Genomic DNA, 20932 nt, shown 5'->3' with positions numbered 1-20932 from the left:
CTCTCCTTACCTTAAATTTATTTAAAGTGGGGAAAGCGGGCGGGTGCATGCTATCTGGTGTGCTTATGTGGTTGGTTGTGTTTCCGTCCGTCCGCTTTAGGGTCCCGGTACATTTCGGACAGGGCGGACAAGGTGGTGAGGGCCTGTTGTGGTGTCCGTCCGCCCACAGGTGTAGGACAGTATCGGACGGAAGCGGACAGTTTTAGTGCTTTTAAAACAGAACAAGCCCATTACAAATATACAGAAATTTCTTTAAAATAAAGAATAAGGTAGTAAAAAAATGCTTAACCGTTAACATCTGGCCCATTATTTTTTATTTCCAAATTCTGCTTATTTTAGGCTGAAGCTTACGACATGAAAAAAACAATGCCAAAATGGCTCTTAATAATTAGCAATACAGTATTTGCTTATGTATCGGCATCGATGATAGTTAGGCTGTTAATTTTTATACTAAAATCATGCTGGGGTGTTTCGGCAAAACTTTTTGTCGGCAACGACATTAACCCGGTACAACTGATTTTAACATTTGTATTTATATCGTTACTGGTATTTAACTACTGGCTGTTTTCTAAAATAACGCCACGCGTATGGTTACGGCTTAGCAGGCGATAGTTTCTGCCAATTTATGACGGTGAGTATCATTAAAAGCGTCCGCTTTTGTCCGAAATAGAGTGAGGGCACCTGTGCGGACGGACGGCCTCTATCGCTTCCGGGTTTTGCGTTAGGGACAGAAACGGATACCGGCCCGCGCCTAATGCCCTGTGCGCGTATGAGTGTATGGCCCGGCCCGCAGGGAACGCCATTACGAGTAGTAAGTATCAAGACAAAAGTAGATGGTCATTAACCTTTACCTTGACTCGCCGAAAAAAATCTTACTACTTACTACTTACTACTTGCTACTATTCTCCCCTTTCAGCTTTCTGCCTAAATTGTATCTTTGCAGCTATTATGAGCAAATCAACCGACGAACTTTTTAAAAATGTTATATCGCATGCCAAGGAGTATGGCTTTGTTTTCCCATCGAGCGAAATTTATGATGGGTTAAGCGCTGTTTACGATTACGGCCAAAATGGTGCTGAACTGAAGAACAACATTAAAACCTACTGGTGGAAAGCCATGGTGCAAATGCATGACAACATTGTTGGTATTGATAGCGCCATATTTATGCACCCAAAGATCTGGAAAGCCAGCGGCCACGTTGATGGTTTCAGCGACCCGATGATTGACAACAAGGATTCGAAGAAGCGTTACCGCGCCGATCAGCTTTTGGAGGATAAGATTGACCGTTACGATAAAGACGGTAAAACTGATAAAGCCGAGCAGTTACAGCACGATATGGACGAGGCCCTTAAAAATGAGGACTTGCCACGTTTAAAGGAGCTTATTATTGAGCATGAAATTGCCTGCCCGGTAAGCGGTACCCGCAACTGGACAGATGTGCGCCAGTTTAACCTGATGTTTAGCACCCAGATGGGCGCCGTAGCCGATGATGCCGACCTGATTTACCTTCGCCCGGAAACCGCGCAGGGTATTTTTGTGAACTACCTAAACGTGCAAAAATCGGGCAGGATGAAAATTCCTTTCGGTATTGCGCAAATAGGTAAGGCTTTCCGTAACGAGGTGATTGCCCGCCAGTTCATTATCCGCATGCGCGAATTTGAGCAAATGGAAATGCAATACTTTGTACGCCCTGGCACACAAAAAGAATGGTTTGAAAAATGGAAAGCTGCCCGTTTAAAATGGCACCTTGCCCTGGGTACCGATGCCGCCAAATACCGTTATCATGAACACGTAAAGCTGGCCCATTATGCCGATGCCGCTTTTGACATTGAGTTTGAGTTTCCGTTTGGATTTAAAGAGGTAGAGGGCATACACAGCCGTACCGATTTTGACTTGAGCCAGCACGAGAAATTCTCGAACAAAAAGATGCAATACTTTGACCCCGAGGTTGACCCAGAAACAGGCAAACCTTATGGCAACTATGTGCCTTACGTTATTGAAACTTCGATAGGGTTAGACAGGATGTTCCTGCTAACCATGATAAACGCTTTTGAAGAGGAAGACCTGAGCACCGACGAGAAACAGGACAGCCGTACCGTGCTGCACCTGCACCCTTGCCTGGCCCCGGTTAAAGCGGCTATATTCCCGCTTACCAAAAAAGATGGCTTGCCCGAGAAAGCCCGCGAGATTATGGATCGCCTGAAGCTTGACTTTAACATACAGTACGAAGAAAAAGATGCCATTGGCAAGCGCTATCGCCGCCAGGATGCTATTGGTACACCTTTCTGTATAACGGTTGATCACCAGAGTTTGGAGGATGATACCGTAACCATCCGCTACCGCGATACCATGGCCCAGGAACGTGTGGCCAGCGCCGACCTTGAAAAAATCATCGGCGACCAGGTAAGCTGGAAGAATTTGCTGAAGTAAGTCGCCACTCCTTTGATTTAGAACGAGGTACGAGAAAAATCTTATGCGCCCTGTATTCAAAAAAACTATCGAATTGCAGGGCACATAAGCTTTTTCGCTACGCTCAAGAGATAGTTTCTCCTGGCCCCTTCGCTTACATCCACTTCTGATTTGGTAGAAATGGCACCTCCTTTGTTTAGTGATACGTGTTTAAAAACCGTGCATACACGGTAGCCAAACGAGAGGACTTTTGATTTGCAGGATAGATAATATTATTAAGGCTTTAACTTCAATATTTGCTTTAATTTTCAGAACCCTACCACTTTTTTGGTCTTGATTCTTGCCTCTTCATCAATTCTCCCATTTCCCAAACTCGAAGTACCTGGTTATTTTTATGCTCACCTTGCTGCCTACTTTGTATTTGCCCCTCTTGTAATTCATTACACGCAGGGTAACATCATTATGATCAATAATCAACTCTTCAAAAAAACCTTTAAACAGGATCATTTTTATAAGCCATTTTTTGCCAATAGCTGCAATTTTCACATGTTCGGCATATACAACAACAATACCACGCTTGCTTTTAATTCCGCAAACTTTGGCCTTGGTTGATGTAAGCACACTGCTGCTGGCCAGTATTTGCGAGGTATATAGCAATTTGGGCGAGTGGTATAATTTATCGGGCGGGCCATGTTCAACAATTTCGCCTTCTTTTATTACAATAAGTTCATCGGCCATTGATAGTATCTCGGCCGGATCATGCGATACCAGCACCACGGTTGTTTTCCACTCCCGTACAATTTGCCTGATATCGTGCTGCAGGGCTTCCCGGTAATAGGCGTCAACCTGGTTAAAAGGTTCGTCAAGCAGTAAAACCTGCGGCCGGCTGATAAGGGCTTTGGCAATTGTAACCCGCTGCTTTTCGCCCCCGCTTAGCTTACCGAAGGGGTAATCTTTTAGCGGATAAATATTAAGCATATTAAGGGCTTCGGTAACCAGCTTTATTTCGTGGCTGTGGTCTTCAGGAGGCATGCCATCACGCACAGTTTCCCAAACAGTCGATTTGGGGTTCATATCAACACCGTTTTGGGTAACCATCCGCATTACCTGGTGTGCATGTTGTATACCGTGTTCCCGGCTCAATACCCGTTCCTCTTTAAAAAAAACCTCGCCATGATCGGGTTGTAGGGTACCAAACAATAAGTTCAGGAGTGTGGTTTTACCACTGCCGCTTTCGCCAACTATAGCGGTTATCTTCCCTTTGGGCACAAATATGGTTATGTTGTTTACCCCGGTTGATTTATCGCCAAAAAAGTTTTTGGTAACAGATATGGTTTCGAGTATCAAATCATCTTGCATTCCTGTATACTTTTTATTGCTTAAGTTTTGATGAAGGCAAATAACTATGGCCTTAAAAGTACCTAATCTATAAAAAGTTTGCTACCCGCAAAAGCTAAAGCTTATATTTTGTATCCCCGCAAACAATTTACAACTCTGGTCATTCCTATTAAAAGCGAAACATTAAAACTACAAACATGAACAAAACCATTGGTATAGCACTTATCGTTATAGGCGCTATCATGCTCATCTGGACGGGCTTTACTTATACCAAAAAGGAAAAAGTTATTGACGCCGGTCCACTCCAGGTTTCTGTTGATAAGCAAAAAACTGTTAACTGGCCCCCGTATTTAGGCGGCGCATTAATTATAGGAGGCATAGCTGTAATTGCCTTATCAAAAAGTAAATAAGCCTATTTATTATCAACAGCTTTAAGTATGCTTATATCTTTGCCAGCCAATAATTGTGCGTAATTAATCATCCTGAATTTTTTTCCATCCATCGCCCTAAATTCCGGCGATAGCAACATGTTCAGTTCTGTTTGGCGATGAAGGCTGGTGAGGGGTTTACCCTCTTTAGTATTCATCATGTTGCTGTTCATATCTACCAGCGCATCCATTTCGGGGCTGGGCGTGGCTGTATGAATAACCACCAGATTTGGCTTGTTGGGGTTAAGTTTGGTGCTCACGTAATTCAAAAAAACCTTTTTCTTGGTAGCTATCGGTTCGCCCCACATTTCCATATAGGTTTCGCCAAAATAAGTAACACTACTTAGGGTTGATATAGCTAATTTATATTTATGCGCCAGTTTTTCGGTCAGCGCCCGAAGCTCGGGTGTCGAAAGTGCTATGCCCATGTGTGGATCGATATAGGTAATTTTAAGCCCCGAGGCCAATGCACGTTCAATTTGTGCCGATAGTTCTGTTTCTACCTCTTCTATTTTATAACCACTTTTAGCAAATGCCGATGTTGAATGCGGAAAATAGCCAACTTCATCAACCAGGCCCGGCACCGCAGTGCGCCCTGTAACAGGCCCCCAGCGATAGTTTTTCCACTCAGATGTTAAGGTTAAGTGTACCCCTACACTCACGTTTGGATATTTTTTTAAAATCTCCACAGCTTCCTGGTACCATGGGCAGGCAAACTGTAACGATACTGAAAAAGGTAAGCCTGTTTGGGCCATTTTTTCGGCGGCCATATTTACAGAATGGTTCATGCCAATATCGTCAAGTCTTATCAGCAATTGCGGCAATTTATCAACTTGTTGTGCGGCCACCGGGTTCAACCAGGTAACCATCATTAACCCAAACAGGTACCAGAAACGCGTATTTTTCATCAAATCAGGGATTTATCAATAAAAGATTAAACTAAAAATAGCCCGAAAAGGGCAAAAAACCATCGTTAATGGCAATAATAAAATGTAAATATTATAAAAAATCACCCGCTGGGTACATTTATTCGTGTAGTTTTTACGTTTATTTAATATCTTGTCACTCGTAATGCCGGCCCTCCCCTAAATACCGGCATTAACCGCTATTGATGCAATATATATGGCAATACTATAAAACCCTGGTTAACCGCAACTGTTTAGGAAACACCGAACAACTGCATGGACTACCCTACTGGAGCAACAAACTATTTGCAGCAATAATGACTTACCTGCTGCCGCTTTTCGTTATCGCCCTGGTTCCCGGCGGGTACATTAGTATTTCAAATCATTTTTACACGCTTGCTGTTTTTGATTTTTCAATTGTGTTTGCCATTTCGGCCGTAGCATTATTGCATGGTATAAGTATACCGGCCCGTAAATTGTTGCTTATTACATTATTGTACCTGCTTGCCGTGTTTTTGCTTTACTATCTTGGCTGGTACGGGCCGGGTTTGCTTTATTTATTGGGAATAACCATTTTTTGTTTACTTATATTTCCTGGTACACGACCATTTTGTACAGTTTACATCAACATAGGTATTTGCATTTCGGTAGGTATTTGCATTCATTTTAAACTTTTATCTGATGGTATTGCCTTACAATACAGTCTTGGCTCGTGGATAGCGGTATCAGTAAACCTTATTATTTTAAGTGCTGTTACTGCGCAACTTTTACCCACGCTTTTTAACGGGCTACAGCAAAGTAACAACAGGTACGAAACGGTTGCCCAGGCCACGAGCGATACCATCTGGGACTGGGATATCATTAACGACACCATTCAGTACAACTATGGTATGAACCAGGCCTTTGGGTACAAATTAAGCGAAGTTGCCAATGTAACCAACTGGTGGAACACCAAGCTGCACCCCGACGATGCCGAAAAAGTTACCGGGGGCCTTACCCGGGCGTTTACAGGCAAAAACAATCACCTACAGCTTGATTACCGGTTTTTATGCGCCGATGGCAAATACAAACATATACTTGACCGGGCTTTGATAATCAGGGAGGCAAACGGCAAACCTATACGGGTTATTGGCGCCATGCAGGATATTACACGCCAAAAAGAAGAAGAACAATGGCTTCGCCTTACCGAATCGGTGTTGAATTACGCCACAGATGCGGTTTTGATTTTTGAGGCCGAAGCCAATGAAAACCTGCAAAGAAAATTAGTATACGCAAACGAGGCATTTACCAATATTACCGGCTACACCCGGCAGGAAGCGATTGGGGCTGTAACCGATATTTTATGGGGTAATAATGCGGCGGCGGCTGGTCAAACCAACTTAATAAATACCTTCGATCTGCATGCAGCATTTGAAGTTGAGGTAATTAACTTTAAAAAGAATGGCGAACGTTTCTGGAGTAGTAAGTCGGTATCACCAGTTAAGGACTCAGCGGGCAAAACAACCCACTGGATCTCTATCGAGCGCGATGTTACCCAAACAAAAAACCACGTAAATGCTATCGAAAAACAAAATATAAAACTCAAAGAAATAGCCTGGACCCAGGCCCACACTGTACGAACCCCGGTTGCCCGGCTCATGGGCCTGCTTGATTTATTGGTTGATGAAAATACCCAATCAAAGGATTATCATCAGGTACTCCATTTTATTTCCGTATCGGTACATGAACTCGATAGCATCATTTTAGGCATCATCAGAAAATCGGAGGATGAGCAGATAGATTTAATACCTAAGTTGGGCACTTAAAAATCTAATGGCCAAATAAATACTGAAACTATCTTTTTCACCCTGAAAGGTCCTGATAATCTGGCAAATCGCCAAATTGCGTCCCTAATCCAACAACAAAGTATCCTCATCATCTGTAAGGCTTAGCTGAATGCTATCTGCGCCGGCAATACCTTCAATACTGCCTTTAATATGCGCGGCGTTTAACAATACCTTATCCAGCTGCTTCTCGCGCGATTTCCACATTTTTTCCATCGCGTCGCGTTCTTTTTGGATGGATAGGCGCATACTCATATAACCTTCTCTGATGGCCTTCCATTGCTCAGAAAATTCACTGCTGGTTAGGTAATCATACAACAGGTGCATTTTATCGCCTTTATTATCCTGAGATTTGATGAGGTTTGACAGTTTGATTACGCCATCGCGCAGGATATATGATACCGCTTTCACCTCGTCAAAACTACAAATCCAAACTCCATCCTTTTCGCCAAAACAATCCATTCCCTTGGGGTAGCATTGCGTAACAATAACTGCTACATCTACACCAACGCTGCGCATATCTTTTTTGAGTTTGTCAATCCAGTCGGCGCCAAAGGTAGCGGTACGTTTACTTTCGTAAATAATTTTACCGCACTCCTGCCCAAACTGATTACGAACGGTTTGAATACAATCGGCACCGCGAACGCCTTTGCCAACTTCACTTATTAAATCGAAAGGAAAATAATTACGCAATAACTCCTCCAGTATCAGTTCCTGCACTTCGCCCTGTAATTGCATTGACCCCTGCTCGGCCTTGCGTTTCATTTCTTCGGCAAGCTTCTTTTGGTCGTCCAGTTGCTTCTCCAGTTCTTTTACTTTTAACTGGTACTCAATATCCTTTATGCTATGCCGCTCGGCTTCCTGGCGGCGAATCTGCTCGCCCAGTTCATTTCGTTGCTCCTGCAACTTACGTTGCAATGAAAGCTCCATTTCCTCTTCTTTTTGCTGAAGCTGTTTTTCGCGTTGTAAAAACTCAAGCTCTTTCTGGCGCGATAGCTTTAATTTTTCTTCGCTTTCCTGCGCCGAATTTTTAAGCATCAGCACCTGGTTTTCATAATCCTGGCTTATGGATTTACGCAGGTTTTCCTCCAGCACCAGCTGCAGTTGTTTTTTTTCGGCATTCAGGCGCTGTTCAAACTCGGCTTTTTGCTGCCGCTCTTTACTTAAAAACTCCTCGTCTTTTTTACGGTATTCCTCCTCTTTTTGGCGGGTATAATCCTGCATTTTAACCCGGAGCTCTTTTTTATACTCCTCGGCCATCACCTCCTCTATCGGAAAACCAAAACCACAACTGGGGCACTTAACTTCTGTAGCCATACTTTTTATCACGCGAAAAACATTTTCGCACCTCAAATATAGGAATTTATACAGCGCCAAATTTTGACGAAAATGTAATACTTGCAGTTATCAATTATTATTTATACATTACATCAATGCAAATTTTACAAATTGGCAAGGTCTTGTGGAGCTACGATTACGAAATCGCGGCGCTTACACTGATCGACGAAGCCGGAGCCCTTTTTTCGCTAACTCCGCCTCCCCACCATCGTGAGGGTGAAATTATATTGACCCCAACAAGCCTGGTTATTGATGGCTACAACTACTTAAATATCCCTTTAAACAAGCTTGAACAAGTATATCTTGGATTTGATGACGTTTACAAAAGATCGTTGGTCAGAAACAAGGGCCTTTTTTGCCAACCCTTAAGGTTACGTTACAAACAAGGCGACGATACTGCCATAGTTTACCTTATTGTGGATCTTCGGTTCTTCGGCACCAAAAACCAACTTTGGTTTGATACTTTAAAACACCTCCTGGCCGACTGATCCTGCTTTCCCGTCGAAATACTGCCATCTAAAACGGATACCACATGCCAAAACACGTAGTTTAAAATACCAAATTGTGGGTATTTTTTACTAAGTATCAATTTGCCACATTTGTCACCACAAACCATCACTAAAACCTTTATCTCCTGGCCCCCATTTATTTGGCCACCTGTAGCAAAGGCTTACATAATTTAATAATCATTATGAAAAAACTCGGACTACTGCGGTTATTTATTTGTTTACCACTCATCGCCCTCATTATCCCAAACGTTACCGAATCACTAATCAACCCCAATTACCAGGTACCCGTTATGCACATTATTGCCGGTGCGGCATTGGTAGCAGCAATTGCCATATGTACCGTTATCATTTATTACCTGCAAAAGCAGCAGCTTAAAGTACAATACCAGCGCAACAAAAATTAATAAAAAACAAACGGCGTACCCATTTTAACAGGTACGCCGTTTGCACTTTAAACAATATTGTAATTATTTTGCCTTAGCAAATTCGCCATTGGCTTTAATAGTAACTTCATCGCTTAACATAGCCGAACCAAATTTGCTGCCAAAGCCAAAATCAGCACGTTTTATTGTACCTGTTAACTGGAAACCAGCATCATCGGCTTTGCTCATTGGGTTTTGGATAGTGCCACGATACCAAAGGTCAAAAGTTACCGGTTTGGTAACACCAGCTAAAGTAAGGTTACCAGTAACCGCATAATGTTTATCAGATGTTTTTGTGATACCAGTGCTTGTAAAGGTAATTGTTGGCTTATTGGCAACATCAAAAAAATCGGCCGATTTTAAGTGATTATCGCGGTAATCATTATCTGTGCTTACAGATGCTGTTTGTACAGTAAACGCAACTTTAGCGTCGCTAAAATCTGGCTTAGCAGCAACGATGGTGGCATCATAAGTTTTAAAGGTACCATCAACATCATTTACTAATAAGTGGGTAACTGTAAATTTCACATTTGAGTGCGCTTTGTCAACAGTCCAGGTAGTTTGTGCAGATGCAGCAGTATACAAAAATGCCGATGCCAACAGGATAAAGATTTTTTTCATTTTTTTAAATTTTTTTTGAGACTTGATTTTTTCTATGACCCAAAAGTATACAAAGAATTGGAATAACAAGCGATTAAATGTTTAAACATTTAATTATTAAATTGGGATGACAAATCACGACTGATTTAGTGGGGTAAACAATATTTTTGGCGTAACAAACACGTTAAGAGGACTAAGCAAATAACGATAATTTACTTATTGCCAAATACATAAAATAATGAAAGGCCTACATTATTACTAATGAAGCTGGCGTCAATGGTATTTAGTGCTATAATTGTTTGCGGATCCGTCATTACCTTTTGAATGCTGGTAAAAAATATTAGATAGTAATAATAATTTATTGAGCATTTGCAATGGCTTTTACTTGCCATTATTTTGCCAAAAAGTCTATTATGAAATAAATATTTTTCGCGATAATATAAGGTTATAACCGACGTTTAATTTGATTTTAGCACCAAGTTATCTTCCCTCCAAACTATCCCTATACCCCTTAAGCGCCCTTAATATCGAAGTAGCGATGGTGAACTGACCATCTTTTGAGTTCAGGTATTCTTCGTCGGCCGGGTTATTGATAAAGCCTGTTTCAACCAGCACCGCCGGCATACCGCTTTGGGCCAGTACCAGTACACCCTGTTCCTTTACGCCAAAGGTATGGCGGCCATCTGCTTTTTTAACCTGGTGAATAATCATATCGCCAAAATGAATACTTTGCTTACGGTACTTTTGCTGAAAAGCGTTCAGCACAATGGTATTCACCACATTATCTTCGCCGTAACCATTGTATTTGTTTTTGTAGTCATCTTCAATAAAAATGGAAGCGTTCTCGCGCAATGCCTCACGCTGTTCCTGGCTGCGGTGAAAACCATAAACCAATACCAGGGTACCGTGCTCTTTGGCTCTTTTTTGGGGCGATGAATTACAATGGATAGAAATAAACAGGTTACCGTGGTTGCTGTTGGCTATTTCGGTGCGCCGGTGCAACTCAATAAAGGTATCTGTACTGCGGGTCATGATGGTTTTAACACCAGGCATTTCGTTATTTACCAAATCGCGCAGCTTTTTGGCTATGCTAAGCGCAATATCTTTTTCTTTTGAAGTAGCGCCGTGCGCACCGGGGTCTTTACCCCCATGGCCGGCATCAACGATAAGTGTTTTAAACTTAAAGTGATTTGTAACCGGTTTTGATGCGCCGCCTTCTTGCCCGTATAAACTGTTAACAGAAAGTAAACCGAAGAAAAAACAAGTAAATCCAAGTATACGCGTACTTTTTAGGTAGATGGAAAACATGAAGAATTTTGTATATAGGTACTTTAAATATTTTAACTATAAATGCCATAATTAAGATATTGTTTGGCGTACTTAGTTTAAATGTATGTTTAATTAAATTCTGCAAAGGTAGTATTAGTTAACATTTTAACGTTATTTGGGTTCAAAAAATGCCAAAATCACAAAGCGACAAGAGATGTAATGGATATCATGTTTAATTTTTATATTTATGTTTTACTAATTACTATTTGATTTATGCCATTTAAGAAATTGTTGTTTGCCTTGTTCGTTTTCATCTTTCTTGTACAAACCAGTTATAGCCAGGAAAAACAAATACCTTATGGCGACAATGCATTGGTGGGCAAATATTACAACATACGTGGTATTAAGCTGTACACCGAAACTTACGGAAGCGGCAAACCCTTGCTGATGATACACGGCAACGGCGATAAAATGAGCGCTTTCAAAAGCAACATTCCATATTTTGCAAAAAAATATAAAGTTATAGCGGTAGATAGCCGGGCGCATGGCAAATCAACCGATCCTGCCGACTCATTGAGCTTTGAGCAAATGGCCGATGATTTTGCTGCCCTGCTGGATGCCATGCATATCGACTCGGCGTATGTTGTTGGCTGGAGCGATGGTGGCATTAACGCGCTGGAACTTGCTATGCGCCATCCTGATAAAGTCATAAAACTGGCGTCGACAGGTGCAAACCTTTGGCCCGACTCAACCGGGCTAATACCCAGTTTATGGAAAGATATGCAGAAAAACTACGCGGCACATAAAAATGAGGTTTGGAAAACTGCTAAAGAAAAGAATGACTGGAAAATATTCATGCTGGATTATGATCAACCGCACATCAAATTGACCGAACTACACAAAATCAAGTGCCCATCGCTTATTATAGGCGGCGACCACGACCTTATCCCTGTTGAGCATACGGTAATCATTTCCCAAAATATCCCGAAATCCTATTTATGGATTGTACCCAACTCAGGTCATCCTACACTTGTTGAACATAAAGACGAGTTTAACAAATTGGTGGATGACTTTTTTGAACAGTCTTTTAATAAACGATAAAAATCGATTTTAAAAATATCAGCCTTAAGACTGATAAATAATTGTTTTTTTTAAGTCTATAGTCTGAAATAAGTTTGTTTATTTCAGACTATAGACTTAACTTTGTTTGGTAGTAAAGCGACAAAGCGTATGAAAAACAAAAAACAACAGTTGGTTATTGAACAAATGGATAAAAAGCTTATCGTTTTTAAATCAGTTGAGAATGTTATTATACCGTCAAAAGGCTGGTTAAATGCTGTGCGGGTTTCCCTTAAAATGACTTTACAGCAATTGGGCAATCGTTTAAATATTACGGCACAAAGCGCAAATGACCTGGAAATGCGGGAAGCCCTGGGCACTATAAGCTTAAACCGCCTGCGGGAGGCTGCTAATGCTTTAGACATGAAATTGGTATATGGGATAATACCCAAGGATGGCTCTATCGAATTGATGATTGAAAAACGAGCTAAGGAACTTGCCAAAAAGATTGTGCTGCGAACATCTAATTCAATGAAACTGGAAGACCAGGAAAATTCGGGAGAAAGGATAGAGAAAGCTATAAACGAGAAAGCAGAAGAAATCAAAGCAGAGTTGCCCAAATATTTATGGGAATAAATTTCGAATACGAGGATGGGCAAACCCCTTTGGACGAAGAGGAAAAAGAGGGCTTGCTCATTACTACCATCACTACACGCGCAGAACTGGATGAGTTTGAGCAATTGAACATTCAAAAAGCTGTAGAGTGGACCTTAATCCGGAAATTCAAATCGGATAAAGTGTTAACGGAGGGGTTTATTAAAGAACTACATTACCGGATGTTTGGGGATACCTGGGCATGGGCAGGCAAATTCAGAAACACAAATAAAAACCTGGGAGTGGATTACTTTAAAGTGGGCGTAGAGCTTAGAAATCTATTAGATGACACAAGATTCTGGGTAGATAAAGCAATTTATCCACCAAACGAAATAGCCATCCGCTTTAAACATCGAATAGTTAGCATTCACTGTTTTGCAAACGGCAACGGCAGACATTCCAGATTATTAGGCGATATTATAGTTGAACACCTTTTTAAGCTGCCGGTGTATTCATGGGGAAGTTCAAACCTAATAAAAGCAGACCAGAGTAGAAAATTTTACCTAACTGCCATAAGAGCCGCCGATAAAGGTGATATTGAACCGCTTATACGGTTTGCACGTTCTTAAGTCAATACCATTCTCCCAACTTCATTGAGGAAAGCATTAAAAAATTAATTTCGCGCCAAGATGCCAGGACGCTAAGATAAAACAAGCAAATCACTTTGCGTCTCTGCGTCTTTGCGCGAAAATCCTCTACATTGCCGCCCCGCCTAACTCATGACAGTCCATGACAGTTCCCGGATTACTATTGCCTACATTAGCTTTACCAATTTAAACCAGTTAAGAGTATGCAAATTATTTTTGGAGTCTTTTTCCATTTTATCGGCGGGTTCGCTTCGGGGAGTTTTTATATTCCCTACAAAAAAATTAAGGGCTGGGCCTGGGAAAGCTACTGGATAGTAGGTGGCATTTTTTCCTGGTTTATAGTTCCGCCGCTGGCCGCATGGTTAACCATACCTGGCTTTGCCAATATCATCAGCCATACAAGCACATCCGTTATCGGGTGGACTTACTTAATGGGCTTACTATGGGGCATTGGAGGGCTCACCTATGGCTTAGGTGTACGATACCTTGGGGTATCACTGGGCAGTACTATTATATTGGGGCTTTGTTCGGTATTCGGCGCTTTAATACCATCGGTATATTATGACCTGGTTCCAAAAGCGGGCAAGGATACGTTTAGCATGATGCTGCATAACCAATGGGGGCAGCTTGTACTATTAGGCATATTGCTATGCGTTGCAGGTATAATTATATGCGGTAAAGCCGGCATGATGAAGGAGAAAGAGCTATCGTCCGATAAAACCATCGCCAACGAAAACAAAGACTACCGTTTTGGGCTGGGTATCCTGGTAGCTGTAGTATCGGGGGTGTTAAGCGCTTGCTTTAACTTTGGCATCGAAGCGGGTAAATCAATGGCCGATACCGCAAACCACCTTTGGCAGGCCGGGCATCCCGGGCAAGGTAACTTTCTGTACCAAAACAATGTAACGTACATTATTATATTATGGGGTGGTTTAACCACCAACTTTATCTGGTGCATGGTGCTAAACGCCCGCAACAAAACGTTTGGTAATTATACCGATAAAAAAACGCCGCTGCTTAAAAACTACCTTTTTGCTGCACTGGCCGGCACCACCTGGTTTTTACAGTTCTTTTTTTACGGTATGGGCGAAAGCAAAATGGGCAACGGAGCCAGTTCATGGATTTTACACATGGCCTTCATTATCCTGATAGCCAACACCTGGGGCCTGGTGCTAAAAGAATGGAAAGGCGTTAGCAAAAAAGCCTTTACTACGGTTATAGCCGGCATAGCGGTAATTATATTATCTGTGCTTGTGGTAGGCTACGGTAACTCGTTAAAATAATGACTGAATTAGTGAGTTAGTGAATTAGTGAGTTGAACGGCAACGCGGCTTTATCAATAATTGTTAAACAGTAAACATTCACTAACTCAATAATTCAATAAATCACTAACTCAATAATTCAACAATTCACTAATTCGATAATTCAATAATTAAATACATATGTCTGTCAAAACAACACAATTTAAGCACGTAAGCTACCTGTGGGATGATGCCAAAGCAGCCGGGCTCGCCGGCGACGAGGTAGCATTATTAATATACCGATCAAACTTATTAGGTGCCGATTTGCGCTTAACCAATTATGGCGGAGGCAACACTTCGTGCAAAGTAATCTCCAAAGACCCTTTAACCGGCAGTGATGTTGAAGTAATGTGGATTAAAGGATCGGGCGGCGACATTGGCACGTTGAAAAAAAGCGGTTTGGCGGCCCTGTATGTCGACCGGCTGCGCAGCCTTAAAAATGTTTACCGCGGTGTGGAATATGAAGATGAAATGGTGGAATTGTTTAACCATTGCATTTACGATCTTGCCTCCAAAGCTCCGTCTATTGATACTCCTTTACATGGCTTTTTGCCTTTTAAACATATTGACCACCTGCACCCCGATGCAGCTATAGCTATCGCAGCAGCAAAAGATGGTAAAAAAATAACACAAGAGCTTTTTGGAGGTACCATAGGCTGGGTAGAGTGGAAAAAACCGGGCTTTGAGCTGGGCTTGCAATTGAAGCAATGTCTTGACGAAAACCCAGGCATCCGTGGCATCATGTTAGGTTCGCACGGTTTGTTTACCTGGGGCGATACGGCTTATGAAAGCTACGTAAACACATTAGAAGTAATTGAGCGTTGTGCCGAATACCTGGAAGAAAACTATGGCAAAAAAGCCTCTGTTTTTGGCGGTCAAAAAATTGAAAGCCTGGACGAAGCCGCCCGAAAAAAACAGGCTGCCGCTATTGCCCCTATCCTGCGCGGTTTTTGCTCAAGCGAGCGCCATATGGTTGGGCATTTTACAGATGATGCCCGCGTGCTGGAGTTTATCAACTCCAATGATCTTGACCGTTTGGCGCCGTTAGGCACCAGCTGCCCTGACCACTTTTTGCGTACAAAGATTAGTCCACTGGTATTGGATCTTACACCCGGCGAAGATTTGAGCGACGTTAAAGCTTTACAGGAACGCCTGACGCCGGCGTTTGAGGCCTACCGCCAAATGTATACCAATTATTATAATACCTGCAAGCACGACAACAGCCCGGCCATCAGGGATACCAACCCGGTAATTATCCTTTATCCGGGTGTTGGCTTATTCTCCTTTTCAAAAGATAAACAAACCGCCCGTGTTGCAGCAGAGTTTTATACCAACGCCATCAACGTAATGAAGGGTGCCGAGGCAGTATCGGAATATACTTCGCTGCCTCGCCAGGAAGCATTTGACATTGAATACTGGTTATTGGAAGAAGCCAAGCTACAACGCATGCCAAAACCAAAGGCTTTATCGGGCAAAATTGCCTTAATAACCGGCAGCGCCGGCGGCATAGGCAAAGCCATAGCCAAAAAATTTGTTGACGAAGGCGCTGTTGTGATCCTGAACGATATGAATGCCGAACGTTTGGAAAGCGCAGGCGAAGAATTTAAAAAACTGTACGGCAAAGACTCATATGCTACCGCCGTGCTTGATGTTACCAATAGCGAACAAATTGATTCGGCTTTGGCAGTTGCCGCCCTGGCTTTTGGCGGGGTGGATATTGTGATTAACAACGCAGGTTTATCCATCTCCAAATCCATTGGCGATCATACCGAAAAAGATTGGGACTTGTTGTATGATGTTTTGGTGAAAGGCCAGTTCTTTATTACGCAGGCGGCCGTGGCCATCATGAAAAAGCAAGCTATCGGTGGCGATATCATCAATATTGTAAGCAAAAACGCCTTAGTTAGCGGACCGAACAACGCAGGCTATGGCTCTGCCAAGGCCGCGCAACTACACCTGAGCCGCTTAAACGCTGCCGAGTTAGGTACCGATCACATTCGTGTAAACGTAGTTAACCCGGATGCAGTTATCAGCGATAGCAACATATGGGCTGGTGGCTGGGCCGAGGGCCGTGCAAAAGCTTACGGCATCACCGTAGCCGAACTGCCTGCCTACTACGCTAAACGTACCTTATTAAACGAGGTAATTTTACCAGCGGATATTGCCAACGCCTGCTTCGCCTTTACCGGCGGCCTGCTCAACAAATCAACCGGCAACGTGTTGAATGTTGATGGTGGGGTGGCAATGGCGTTTGTTCGTTAAGCAAATGGTTCATAGATCATGGTTCATGGTCTTTAGAGAACTATGTCATTGCGAACGATAGCGTGGCAACCTCGTCGCCAAATGCATTCCGGCCATGCAATCGGCACATGTATGGCTACGAGGTTGCTTCGTCGTTCCTCCTCGCAATGACATAGTTTAGTTTACAAGAGAAGAAAATTATAACCGATAAATAATGCAATTAGAGAAGAGCATAATCGAAGAAACTAACCATCAGCAACAAGCCGCGCACCAGCGTAAGTTTAATTTTGTTGCTGAAGATATAAAAGGGTTGGACACCATCCTGAAAAAACTGGTTGATTTTAACATAGCTATCCCAAGCTGGGCTTTAGGTACCGGTGGTACACGCTTTGGCCGTTTCTCTGGCGGTGGCGAACCACGCAGCCTGGAAGAAAAAATTGAAGATGTGGGTTTAATTCATGCATTAAACCGCAGCAGTAATTCTATTTCGCTGCACATTCCCTGGGATATCCCTAAAAATGCGGATGCTATTAAAGCACACGCCGCACAACTGGGGCTGCATTTTGATGCGGTTAACTCCAATACTTTCCAGGACCAGGCAACGCAGGAGCTGAGCTATAAATATGGCTCGCTCCACCATGTAGATAAGGCTGTGCGCAAGCAGGCTATTGCCCACAATATTGAAGTTATAAAATACGGTGTTGAGCTGGATTCAAAAGCTTTATCGGTTTGGTTATCTGACGGATCAAATTTCCCGGGGCAGCTAAACATGCGCGGCGCTTTTGAGCGTACGCTGGAAAGCCTACAGGAAATTTACGAGGCCCTACCTGCCGATTGGAAAGTTTGGGTGGAATATAAACCTTACGAGCCGAATTTTTATTCGACAACTATTGGCGATTGGGGCCAATCCTACCTGCTGTCGTCCAAATTAGGCAGCAAGGCACAAACCCTCGTCGATTTGGGGCACCATCTGGGCAGCACCAATATTGAGCAAATTGTTTCTTTATTGCTGATGGAAGGCAAGCTGGCCGGTTTCCACTTTAACGACTCTAAATATGGCGATGATGACCTTACTGTTGGCAGCATCAATCCATACCAATTGTTCCTGATATTTAATGAACTGGTAGAGGGCATGGACGCCCGCGGCATGAACCATGCAACAGCCATTGGCTGGATGATTGATGCATCGCATAACGTGAAAGACCCTATCGAGGATCTGATCCAATCGGTAGAAGCCATTAAAATTGCCTACGCACAGGCCTTATTGGTTGATGTCACTGCACTAAAACAAGCGCAACAGGATAATGATGTAGTTAAAGCACAGGAAATATTACAGCATGCTTACCGTACTGATGTACGCCCGTTATTAGCTGAGGCTCGTTTACGCGCCGGTGGGGCGTTGGATCCTCTTGCCTTGTACAGGACACAGGCGGTACGTAACCAATTGATTAAAGAGCGCGGAGCAAAAGCTGTATCAACCGGATTATAACATGGCGCAAATACCTGTCATAGCTATTTTTGATGTGGGTAAAACCAACAAAAAGCTGTTCCTGTTCGACGAGAACTACAAGATAGTTTTTGAACGAACAGCCCGCTTCACGGAAACCCACGACGAAGATGGCGACCCATGCGAAAACCTCGATAGTCTGCGCCTATCAGTATTTGACTCGCTGCGCGAGATTTTTAAGCATAAAGAGTTTGACCTGAAGGCAGTGAACTTTTCAACCTACGGCGCCAGCTTTGTTTATGTAGATGAAGACGGCATGCCCTTAACCCCATTGTATAATTATCTTAAACCATATCCGCCGGAATTAGGCAGGCAGTTTTACCAAACCTATGGCGATGAAGCCCGGTTTGCACGTGAAACCGCCTCGCCGGTTTTGGGTAACCTCAATTCGGGTTTGCAGGTGTACAGGCTTAAATACCAGCAGCCGGAGGTTTTTAAAAAGCTCAAATACGCCCTGCACCTGCCCCAATATATGAGCTACCTGTTAAGCGGCCAAATGGTTACCGATTTAACCAGCATAGGCTGTCATACTGCCCTTTGGGATTTTGCTGCAAATGACTACCACAAATGGGTAAAAGATGAGGCCATACTGCCTAAAATGGCCCCGCTAAAACCGGCAGATAGTGTGCTGCCATCGGTATTTCCGGGTACTACTTTTTGTGTGGGTGTTGGCCTGCATGATAGCTCGGCAGCGCTTATCCCCTACCTGGTAAGTTTTAACATGCCCTTTGTGCTCATATCAACCGGCACGTGGTCTATTAGTTTAAATCCATTTAACCAGACACCCCTTACTGCTGATGAACTAAAAAACGATTGCCTTAACTACCTGCAATACAAAGGCAGCCCGGTAAAAGCATCGCGCCTGTTTACAGGGTACGAATACGAACAACAGGTAAAACGAATAGCAGACCACTTTAGCCGTGATGTTATTATTTACCGTACCATTAATTACGATGCAGCGATTGCAGCAAAGCTAAACCTGCGTAACAATGCCTTAACGAACAGCAAGCAAGATGGAGAACTGCAAAAGTCGGTTTTTCAACAGCGGAATCTAAATGATTTTGCCGATGATATTGAAGCATATCACCAACTGATGATAGATATTGTTAATCAGCAAAGCATATCAACTAACTACGTACTGCAAGGCTGTAAAGTGCAAAGGATTTTTGTAGATGGCGGTTTTAGTAAAAACAGCGTATTCATGCACCTGCTGGCGCTGGCCTACCCCCAACTGGAGGTTTACGCCGCGTCAATGGCCCAGGCTACGGCTGTTGGCACGGCTTTGGCTATCCATTCATGCTGGAATAGTAAAACGCTGCCGCATGATTTGATTGAATTAAAATATTATTCGGGGGTACAAAATGAAGTTGCTTAACACTCCATATGTCATTGCTTACTTATAATGACACAATTGTAAGCTATTGACTATCAATATCAAATATCCGTCATTGCGAGACACGAAGCAATCCCGAACAATGTGGTATTTAGCATGTAGGGGATTGCTTCGTGTCTCGCAATGACGGTAGTTTTGAATATTTGTTTAACTATATCCCTTGCACGTCATAACCATTTTTTTCAGGTTTTACCTGATAGTTCCTCGCAAAAACATATTTTCAAATCTCTTTCACCTATTTTTAATACCTGTCACCAATTCAACAATATCCGCCACAACCCCGGCATCTTTAATAATCCTTTCGTGCCCAAGTCCAAAATATTCGTGCGTAACAATATCCGGGTTAAAGGTCAAAAACTCCTGCAGATAATCATATGGCGATACTTTATCTTCCTTATCAAAAGCCAGCCAATGCTTTAGCGCCCCGGTTATGTGCTTATTGTTGATATCAAAGTAAGAAGCATCCAGTTCAAAAAGTTCCCTAAAACTTTCAAAAAACTTTTCCTGTGCCGATACCGGTACTTCGGCGGCATTCATGGTGGCTTTAAAGTTTTCTTTTAGTTTAATTAACGGGGCAATGCTGATCTGCAGGGCTGGTTTAATATTAGTTTCGTTTATGGCTATAACATTGGCCATAGCGCCCAACGAATGGCCTATCATAACATCCGGTGCGCCATATCGGCTAATAATAGCCTCGGCAGCTTTTGCAAATAATATCAGGTTGGATAGTTCTCCTTCCGAACTGCCATTGCCCGGCGCATCAAAGACGATGATCTGGATATCGTCAATTGCTTTTAACCCGGCTATCACCTCATCAAAATCAATGGCCTTTGAACCCCAGCCATGGGTTATCAAAACCTTTTTACTACCGTTGCCCCAAATAAAACCATTAAAGTTTAATACCAATTTTGCAAAATGCGGATCATCAACCGGCAATGTAAACTTTTGGGCTTCATCTAACAATTGCTGTTGCTGTAACCTTGGCGACATTTTGGGCGAATAGCAGATGAGTTGCCAAAGCATATCGGTTAAATTAACATCTTCTTTATTTTCTAAAGCGAGGATGTGGCGGTGCAATAGTTTTAGTTTTTTCATGAAGTGGGTAGCATGCTCAGAAAGCGAATGTAATAAAAGTGCTGCGGTGATCAG

The 20932-nt window shown here is 42.8% G+C and carries 19 protein-coding genes; 13 read left to right on the top strand and 6 right to left on the bottom strand.

Annotation, left to right across the window (positions count from 1 at the left end; genetic code table 11):
- Positions 1-366: 366 nt before the first annotated feature.
- Positions 367-612, top strand: coding sequence for a hypothetical protein (locus PQ469_RS06795; protein ID WP_274212262.1), 246 nt, complete (start codon positions 367-369; stop codon positions 610-612).
- Positions 613-948: 336 nt separating this feature from the next.
- Positions 949-2430, top strand: coding sequence for a glycine--tRNA ligase (locus PQ469_RS06790; RefSeq protein WP_274212261.1), 1482 nt, complete (start codon positions 949-951; stop codon positions 2428-2430).
- A gap of 330 nt (positions 2431-2760) precedes the next feature.
- On the opposite strand, the gene PQ469_RS06785 is transcribed toward PQ469_RS06790, so the two are convergent.
- Entirely contained in the window at positions 2761-3768 is a 1008-nt protein-coding gene (locus PQ469_RS06785) for an ABC transporter ATP-binding protein (protein WP_274212260.1), read from the bottom strand.
- A 176-nt stretch (positions 3769-3944) separates the two neighbouring features.
- Between PQ469_RS06785 and PQ469_RS06780 the strand changes: the two genes are divergently transcribed.
- Positions 3945-4157, top strand: a complete 213-nt coding sequence (locus PQ469_RS06780; protein WP_090653067.1) for a hypothetical protein — start codon at positions 3945-3947, stop codon at positions 4155-4157.
- Between the two features lie 2 nt (positions 4158-4159).
- Here the strand turns inward: PQ469_RS06780 and PQ469_RS06775 are convergent, their stop codons facing one another.
- Complete coding sequence (locus PQ469_RS06775; protein ID WP_274212259.1) at positions 4160-5083, bottom strand: ChbG/HpnK family deacetylase; 924 nt, start codon at positions 5081-5083, stop codon at positions 4160-4162.
- A 203-nt stretch (positions 5084-5286) separates the two neighbouring features.
- On the opposite strand from PQ469_RS06775, the gene PQ469_RS06770 reads away from it, so the two are divergent.
- Complete coding sequence (locus tag PQ469_RS06770) at positions 5287-6885, top strand: PAS domain-containing protein (RefSeq protein ID WP_274212258.1); 1599 nt, start codon at positions 5287-5289, stop codon at positions 6883-6885.
- An 84-nt stretch (positions 6886-6969) separates the two neighbouring features.
- Here PQ469_RS06770 and PQ469_RS06765 read toward each other — a convergent pair whose 3' ends face one another.
- The gene (locus tag PQ469_RS06765) at positions 6970-8220 is read right to left on the bottom strand and encodes a DUF2130 domain-containing protein (protein WP_177183952.1); all 1251 of its coding nucleotides are present in this window, start codon (positions 8218-8220) and stop codon (positions 6970-6972) included.
- Positions 8221-8336: 116 nt separating this feature from the next.
- On the opposite strand from PQ469_RS06765, the gene PQ469_RS06760 reads away from it, so the two are divergent.
- Entirely contained in the window at positions 8337-8729 is a 393-nt protein-coding gene (locus tag PQ469_RS06760) for a hypothetical protein (protein ID WP_090653071.1), read from the top strand.
- Between the two features lie 203 nt (positions 8730-8932).
- Positions 8933-9154 (top strand): hypothetical protein, encoded by a 222-nt coding sequence (locus PQ469_RS06755; protein ID WP_274212257.1) that lies wholly within the window; start codon positions 8933-8935, stop codon positions 9152-9154.
- 63 nt (positions 9155-9217) lie between these two features.
- On the opposite strand, the gene PQ469_RS06750 is transcribed toward PQ469_RS06755, so the two are convergent.
- Positions 9218-9793 carry a YceI family protein gene (locus PQ469_RS06750; RefSeq protein WP_274212256.1) on the bottom strand — a complete coding sequence of 192 codons (576 nt, stop codon included), beginning with the start codon at positions 9791-9793 and terminating at the stop codon, positions 9218-9220.
- Between the two features lie 459 nt (positions 9794-10252).
- Positions 10253-11080, bottom strand: a complete 828-nt coding sequence (locus tag PQ469_RS06745) for an N-acetylmuramoyl-L-alanine amidase family protein (protein ID WP_274212255.1) — start codon at positions 11078-11080, stop codon at positions 10253-10255.
- A 234-nt stretch (positions 11081-11314) separates the two neighbouring features.
- On the opposite strand from PQ469_RS06745, the gene PQ469_RS06740 reads away from it, so the two are divergent.
- The 7 genes from PQ469_RS06740 (at position 11315) to PQ469_RS06710 (ending at position 19765) form a co-directional block, all read left to right on the top strand.
- Positions 11315-12142: an alpha/beta fold hydrolase gene (locus PQ469_RS06740; protein ID WP_274212254.1), complete on the top strand. Its 828-nt coding sequence runs from the start codon at positions 11315-11317 to the stop codon at positions 12140-12142.
- Positions 12143-12271: 129 nt separating this feature from the next.
- Positions 12272-12736, top strand: a complete 465-nt coding sequence (locus PQ469_RS06735; protein WP_274212253.1) for a mobile mystery protein A — start codon at positions 12272-12274, stop codon at positions 12734-12736.
- Positions 12727-13323 carry a mobile mystery protein B gene (locus tag PQ469_RS06730; protein ID WP_274212252.1) on the top strand — a complete coding sequence of 199 codons (597 nt, stop codon included), beginning with the start codon at positions 12727-12729 and terminating at the stop codon, positions 13321-13323. Before PQ469_RS06735 ends, PQ469_RS06730 begins: the two co-directional genes overlap by 10 nt.
- 221 nt (positions 13324-13544) lie before the next feature.
- Complete coding sequence (gene rhaT / locus PQ469_RS06725) at positions 13545-14624, top strand: L-rhamnose/proton symporter RhaT (RefSeq protein ID WP_274212251.1); 1080 nt, start codon at positions 13545-13547, stop codon at positions 14622-14624.
- 159 nt (positions 14625-14783) lie between these two features.
- Entirely contained in the window at positions 14784-16904 is a 2121-nt protein-coding gene (locus tag PQ469_RS06720; RefSeq protein ID WP_274212250.1) for a bifunctional aldolase/short-chain dehydrogenase, read from the top strand.
- 193 nt (positions 16905-17097) lie between these two features.
- Positions 17098-18372 (top strand): sugar isomerase, encoded by a 1275-nt coding sequence (locus tag PQ469_RS06715; protein ID WP_274212249.1) that lies wholly within the window; start codon positions 17098-17100, stop codon positions 18370-18372.
- A gap of 1 nt (position 18373) precedes the next feature.
- Entirely contained in the window at positions 18374-19765 is a 1392-nt protein-coding gene (locus PQ469_RS06710) for an FGGY-family carbohydrate kinase (protein ID WP_274212248.1), read from the top strand.
- Between the two features lie 249 nt (positions 19766-20014).
- On the opposite strand, the gene PQ469_RS06705 is transcribed toward PQ469_RS06710, so the two are convergent.
- Positions 20015-20878, bottom strand: coding sequence for an alpha/beta hydrolase (locus PQ469_RS06705; protein WP_274212247.1), 864 nt, complete (start codon positions 20876-20878; stop codon positions 20015-20017).
- Positions 20879-20932 lie beyond the last annotated feature (54 nt).

Source organism: Mucilaginibacter sp. KACC 22773 (assembly GCF_028736215.1).
Classification (GTDB): domain Bacteria; phylum Bacteroidota; class Bacteroidia; order Sphingobacteriales; family Sphingobacteriaceae; genus Mucilaginibacter.
Note: the sequence above shows the minus strand (reverse complement) of the source record. Positions and strands in the feature narration are given on the sequence as shown.

Bases quoted from the DNA above. Each gene is read 5' to 3' on its own strand.
- PQ469_RS06770 (WP_274212258.1), top strand. From the start codon at position 5,287: ATGCAATATATATGGCAATACTATAAAACCCTGGTTAACCGCAACTGT.
- PQ469_RS06750 (WP_274212256.1), bottom strand. From the start codon at position 9,793: ATGAAAAAAATCTTTATCCTGTTGGCATCGGCATTTTTGTATACTGCT.
- PQ469_RS06755 (WP_274212257.1), top strand. From the start codon at position 8,933: ATGAAAAAACTCGGACTACTGCGGTTATTTATTTGTTTACCACTCATC.
- PQ469_RS06710 (WP_274212248.1), top strand. From the start codon at position 18,374: ATGGCGCAAATACCTGTCATAGCTATTTTTGATGTGGGTAAAACCAAC.
- PQ469_RS06765 (WP_177183952.1), bottom strand. From the start codon at position 8,220: ATGGCTACAGAAGTTAAGTGCCCCAGTTGTGGTTTTGGTTTTCCGATA.
- PQ469_RS06705 (WP_274212247.1), bottom strand. From the start codon at position 20,878: ATGAAAAAACTAAAACTATTGCACCGCCACATCCTCGCTTTAGAAAAT.
- PQ469_RS06730 (WP_274212252.1), top strand. From the start codon at position 12,727: ATGGGAATAAATTTCGAATACGAGGATGGGCAAACCCCTTTGGACGAA.
- PQ469_RS06790 (WP_274212261.1), top strand. From the start codon at position 949: ATGAGCAAATCAACCGACGAACTTTTTAAAAATGTTATATCGCATGCC.
- PQ469_RS06795 (WP_274212262.1), top strand. From the start codon at position 367: ATGCCAAAATGGCTCTTAATAATTAGCAATACAGTATTTGCTTATGTA.
- PQ469_RS06760 (WP_090653071.1), top strand. From the start codon at position 8,337: ATGCAAATTTTACAAATTGGCAAGGTCTTGTGGAGCTACGATTACGAA.
- PQ469_RS06735 (WP_274212253.1), top strand. From the start codon at position 12,272: ATGAAAAACAAAAAACAACAGTTGGTTATTGAACAAATGGATAAAAAG.
- PQ469_RS06740 (WP_274212254.1), top strand. From the start codon at position 11,315: ATGCCATTTAAGAAATTGTTGTTTGCCTTGTTCGTTTTCATCTTTCTT.
- PQ469_RS06775 (WP_274212259.1), bottom strand. From the start codon at position 5,083: ATGAAAAATACGCGTTTCTGGTACCTGTTTGGGTTAATGATGGTTACC.
- PQ469_RS06720 (WP_274212250.1), top strand. From the start codon at position 14,784: ATGTCTGTCAAAACAACACAATTTAAGCACGTAAGCTACCTGTGGGAT.
- rhaT (WP_274212251.1), top strand. From the start codon at position 13,545: ATGCAAATTATTTTTGGAGTCTTTTTCCATTTTATCGGCGGGTTCGCT.
- PQ469_RS06715 (WP_274212249.1), top strand. From the start codon at position 17,098: ATGCAATTAGAGAAGAGCATAATCGAAGAAACTAACCATCAGCAACAA.
- PQ469_RS06780 (WP_090653067.1), top strand. From the start codon at position 3,945: ATGAACAAAACCATTGGTATAGCACTTATCGTTATAGGCGCTATCATG.
- PQ469_RS06785 (WP_274212260.1), bottom strand. From the start codon at position 3,768: ATGCAAGATGATTTGATACTCGAAACCATATCTGTTACCAAAAACTTT.
- PQ469_RS06745 (WP_274212255.1), bottom strand. From the start codon at position 11,080: ATGTTTTCCATCTACCTAAAAAGTACGCGTATACTTGGATTTACTTGT.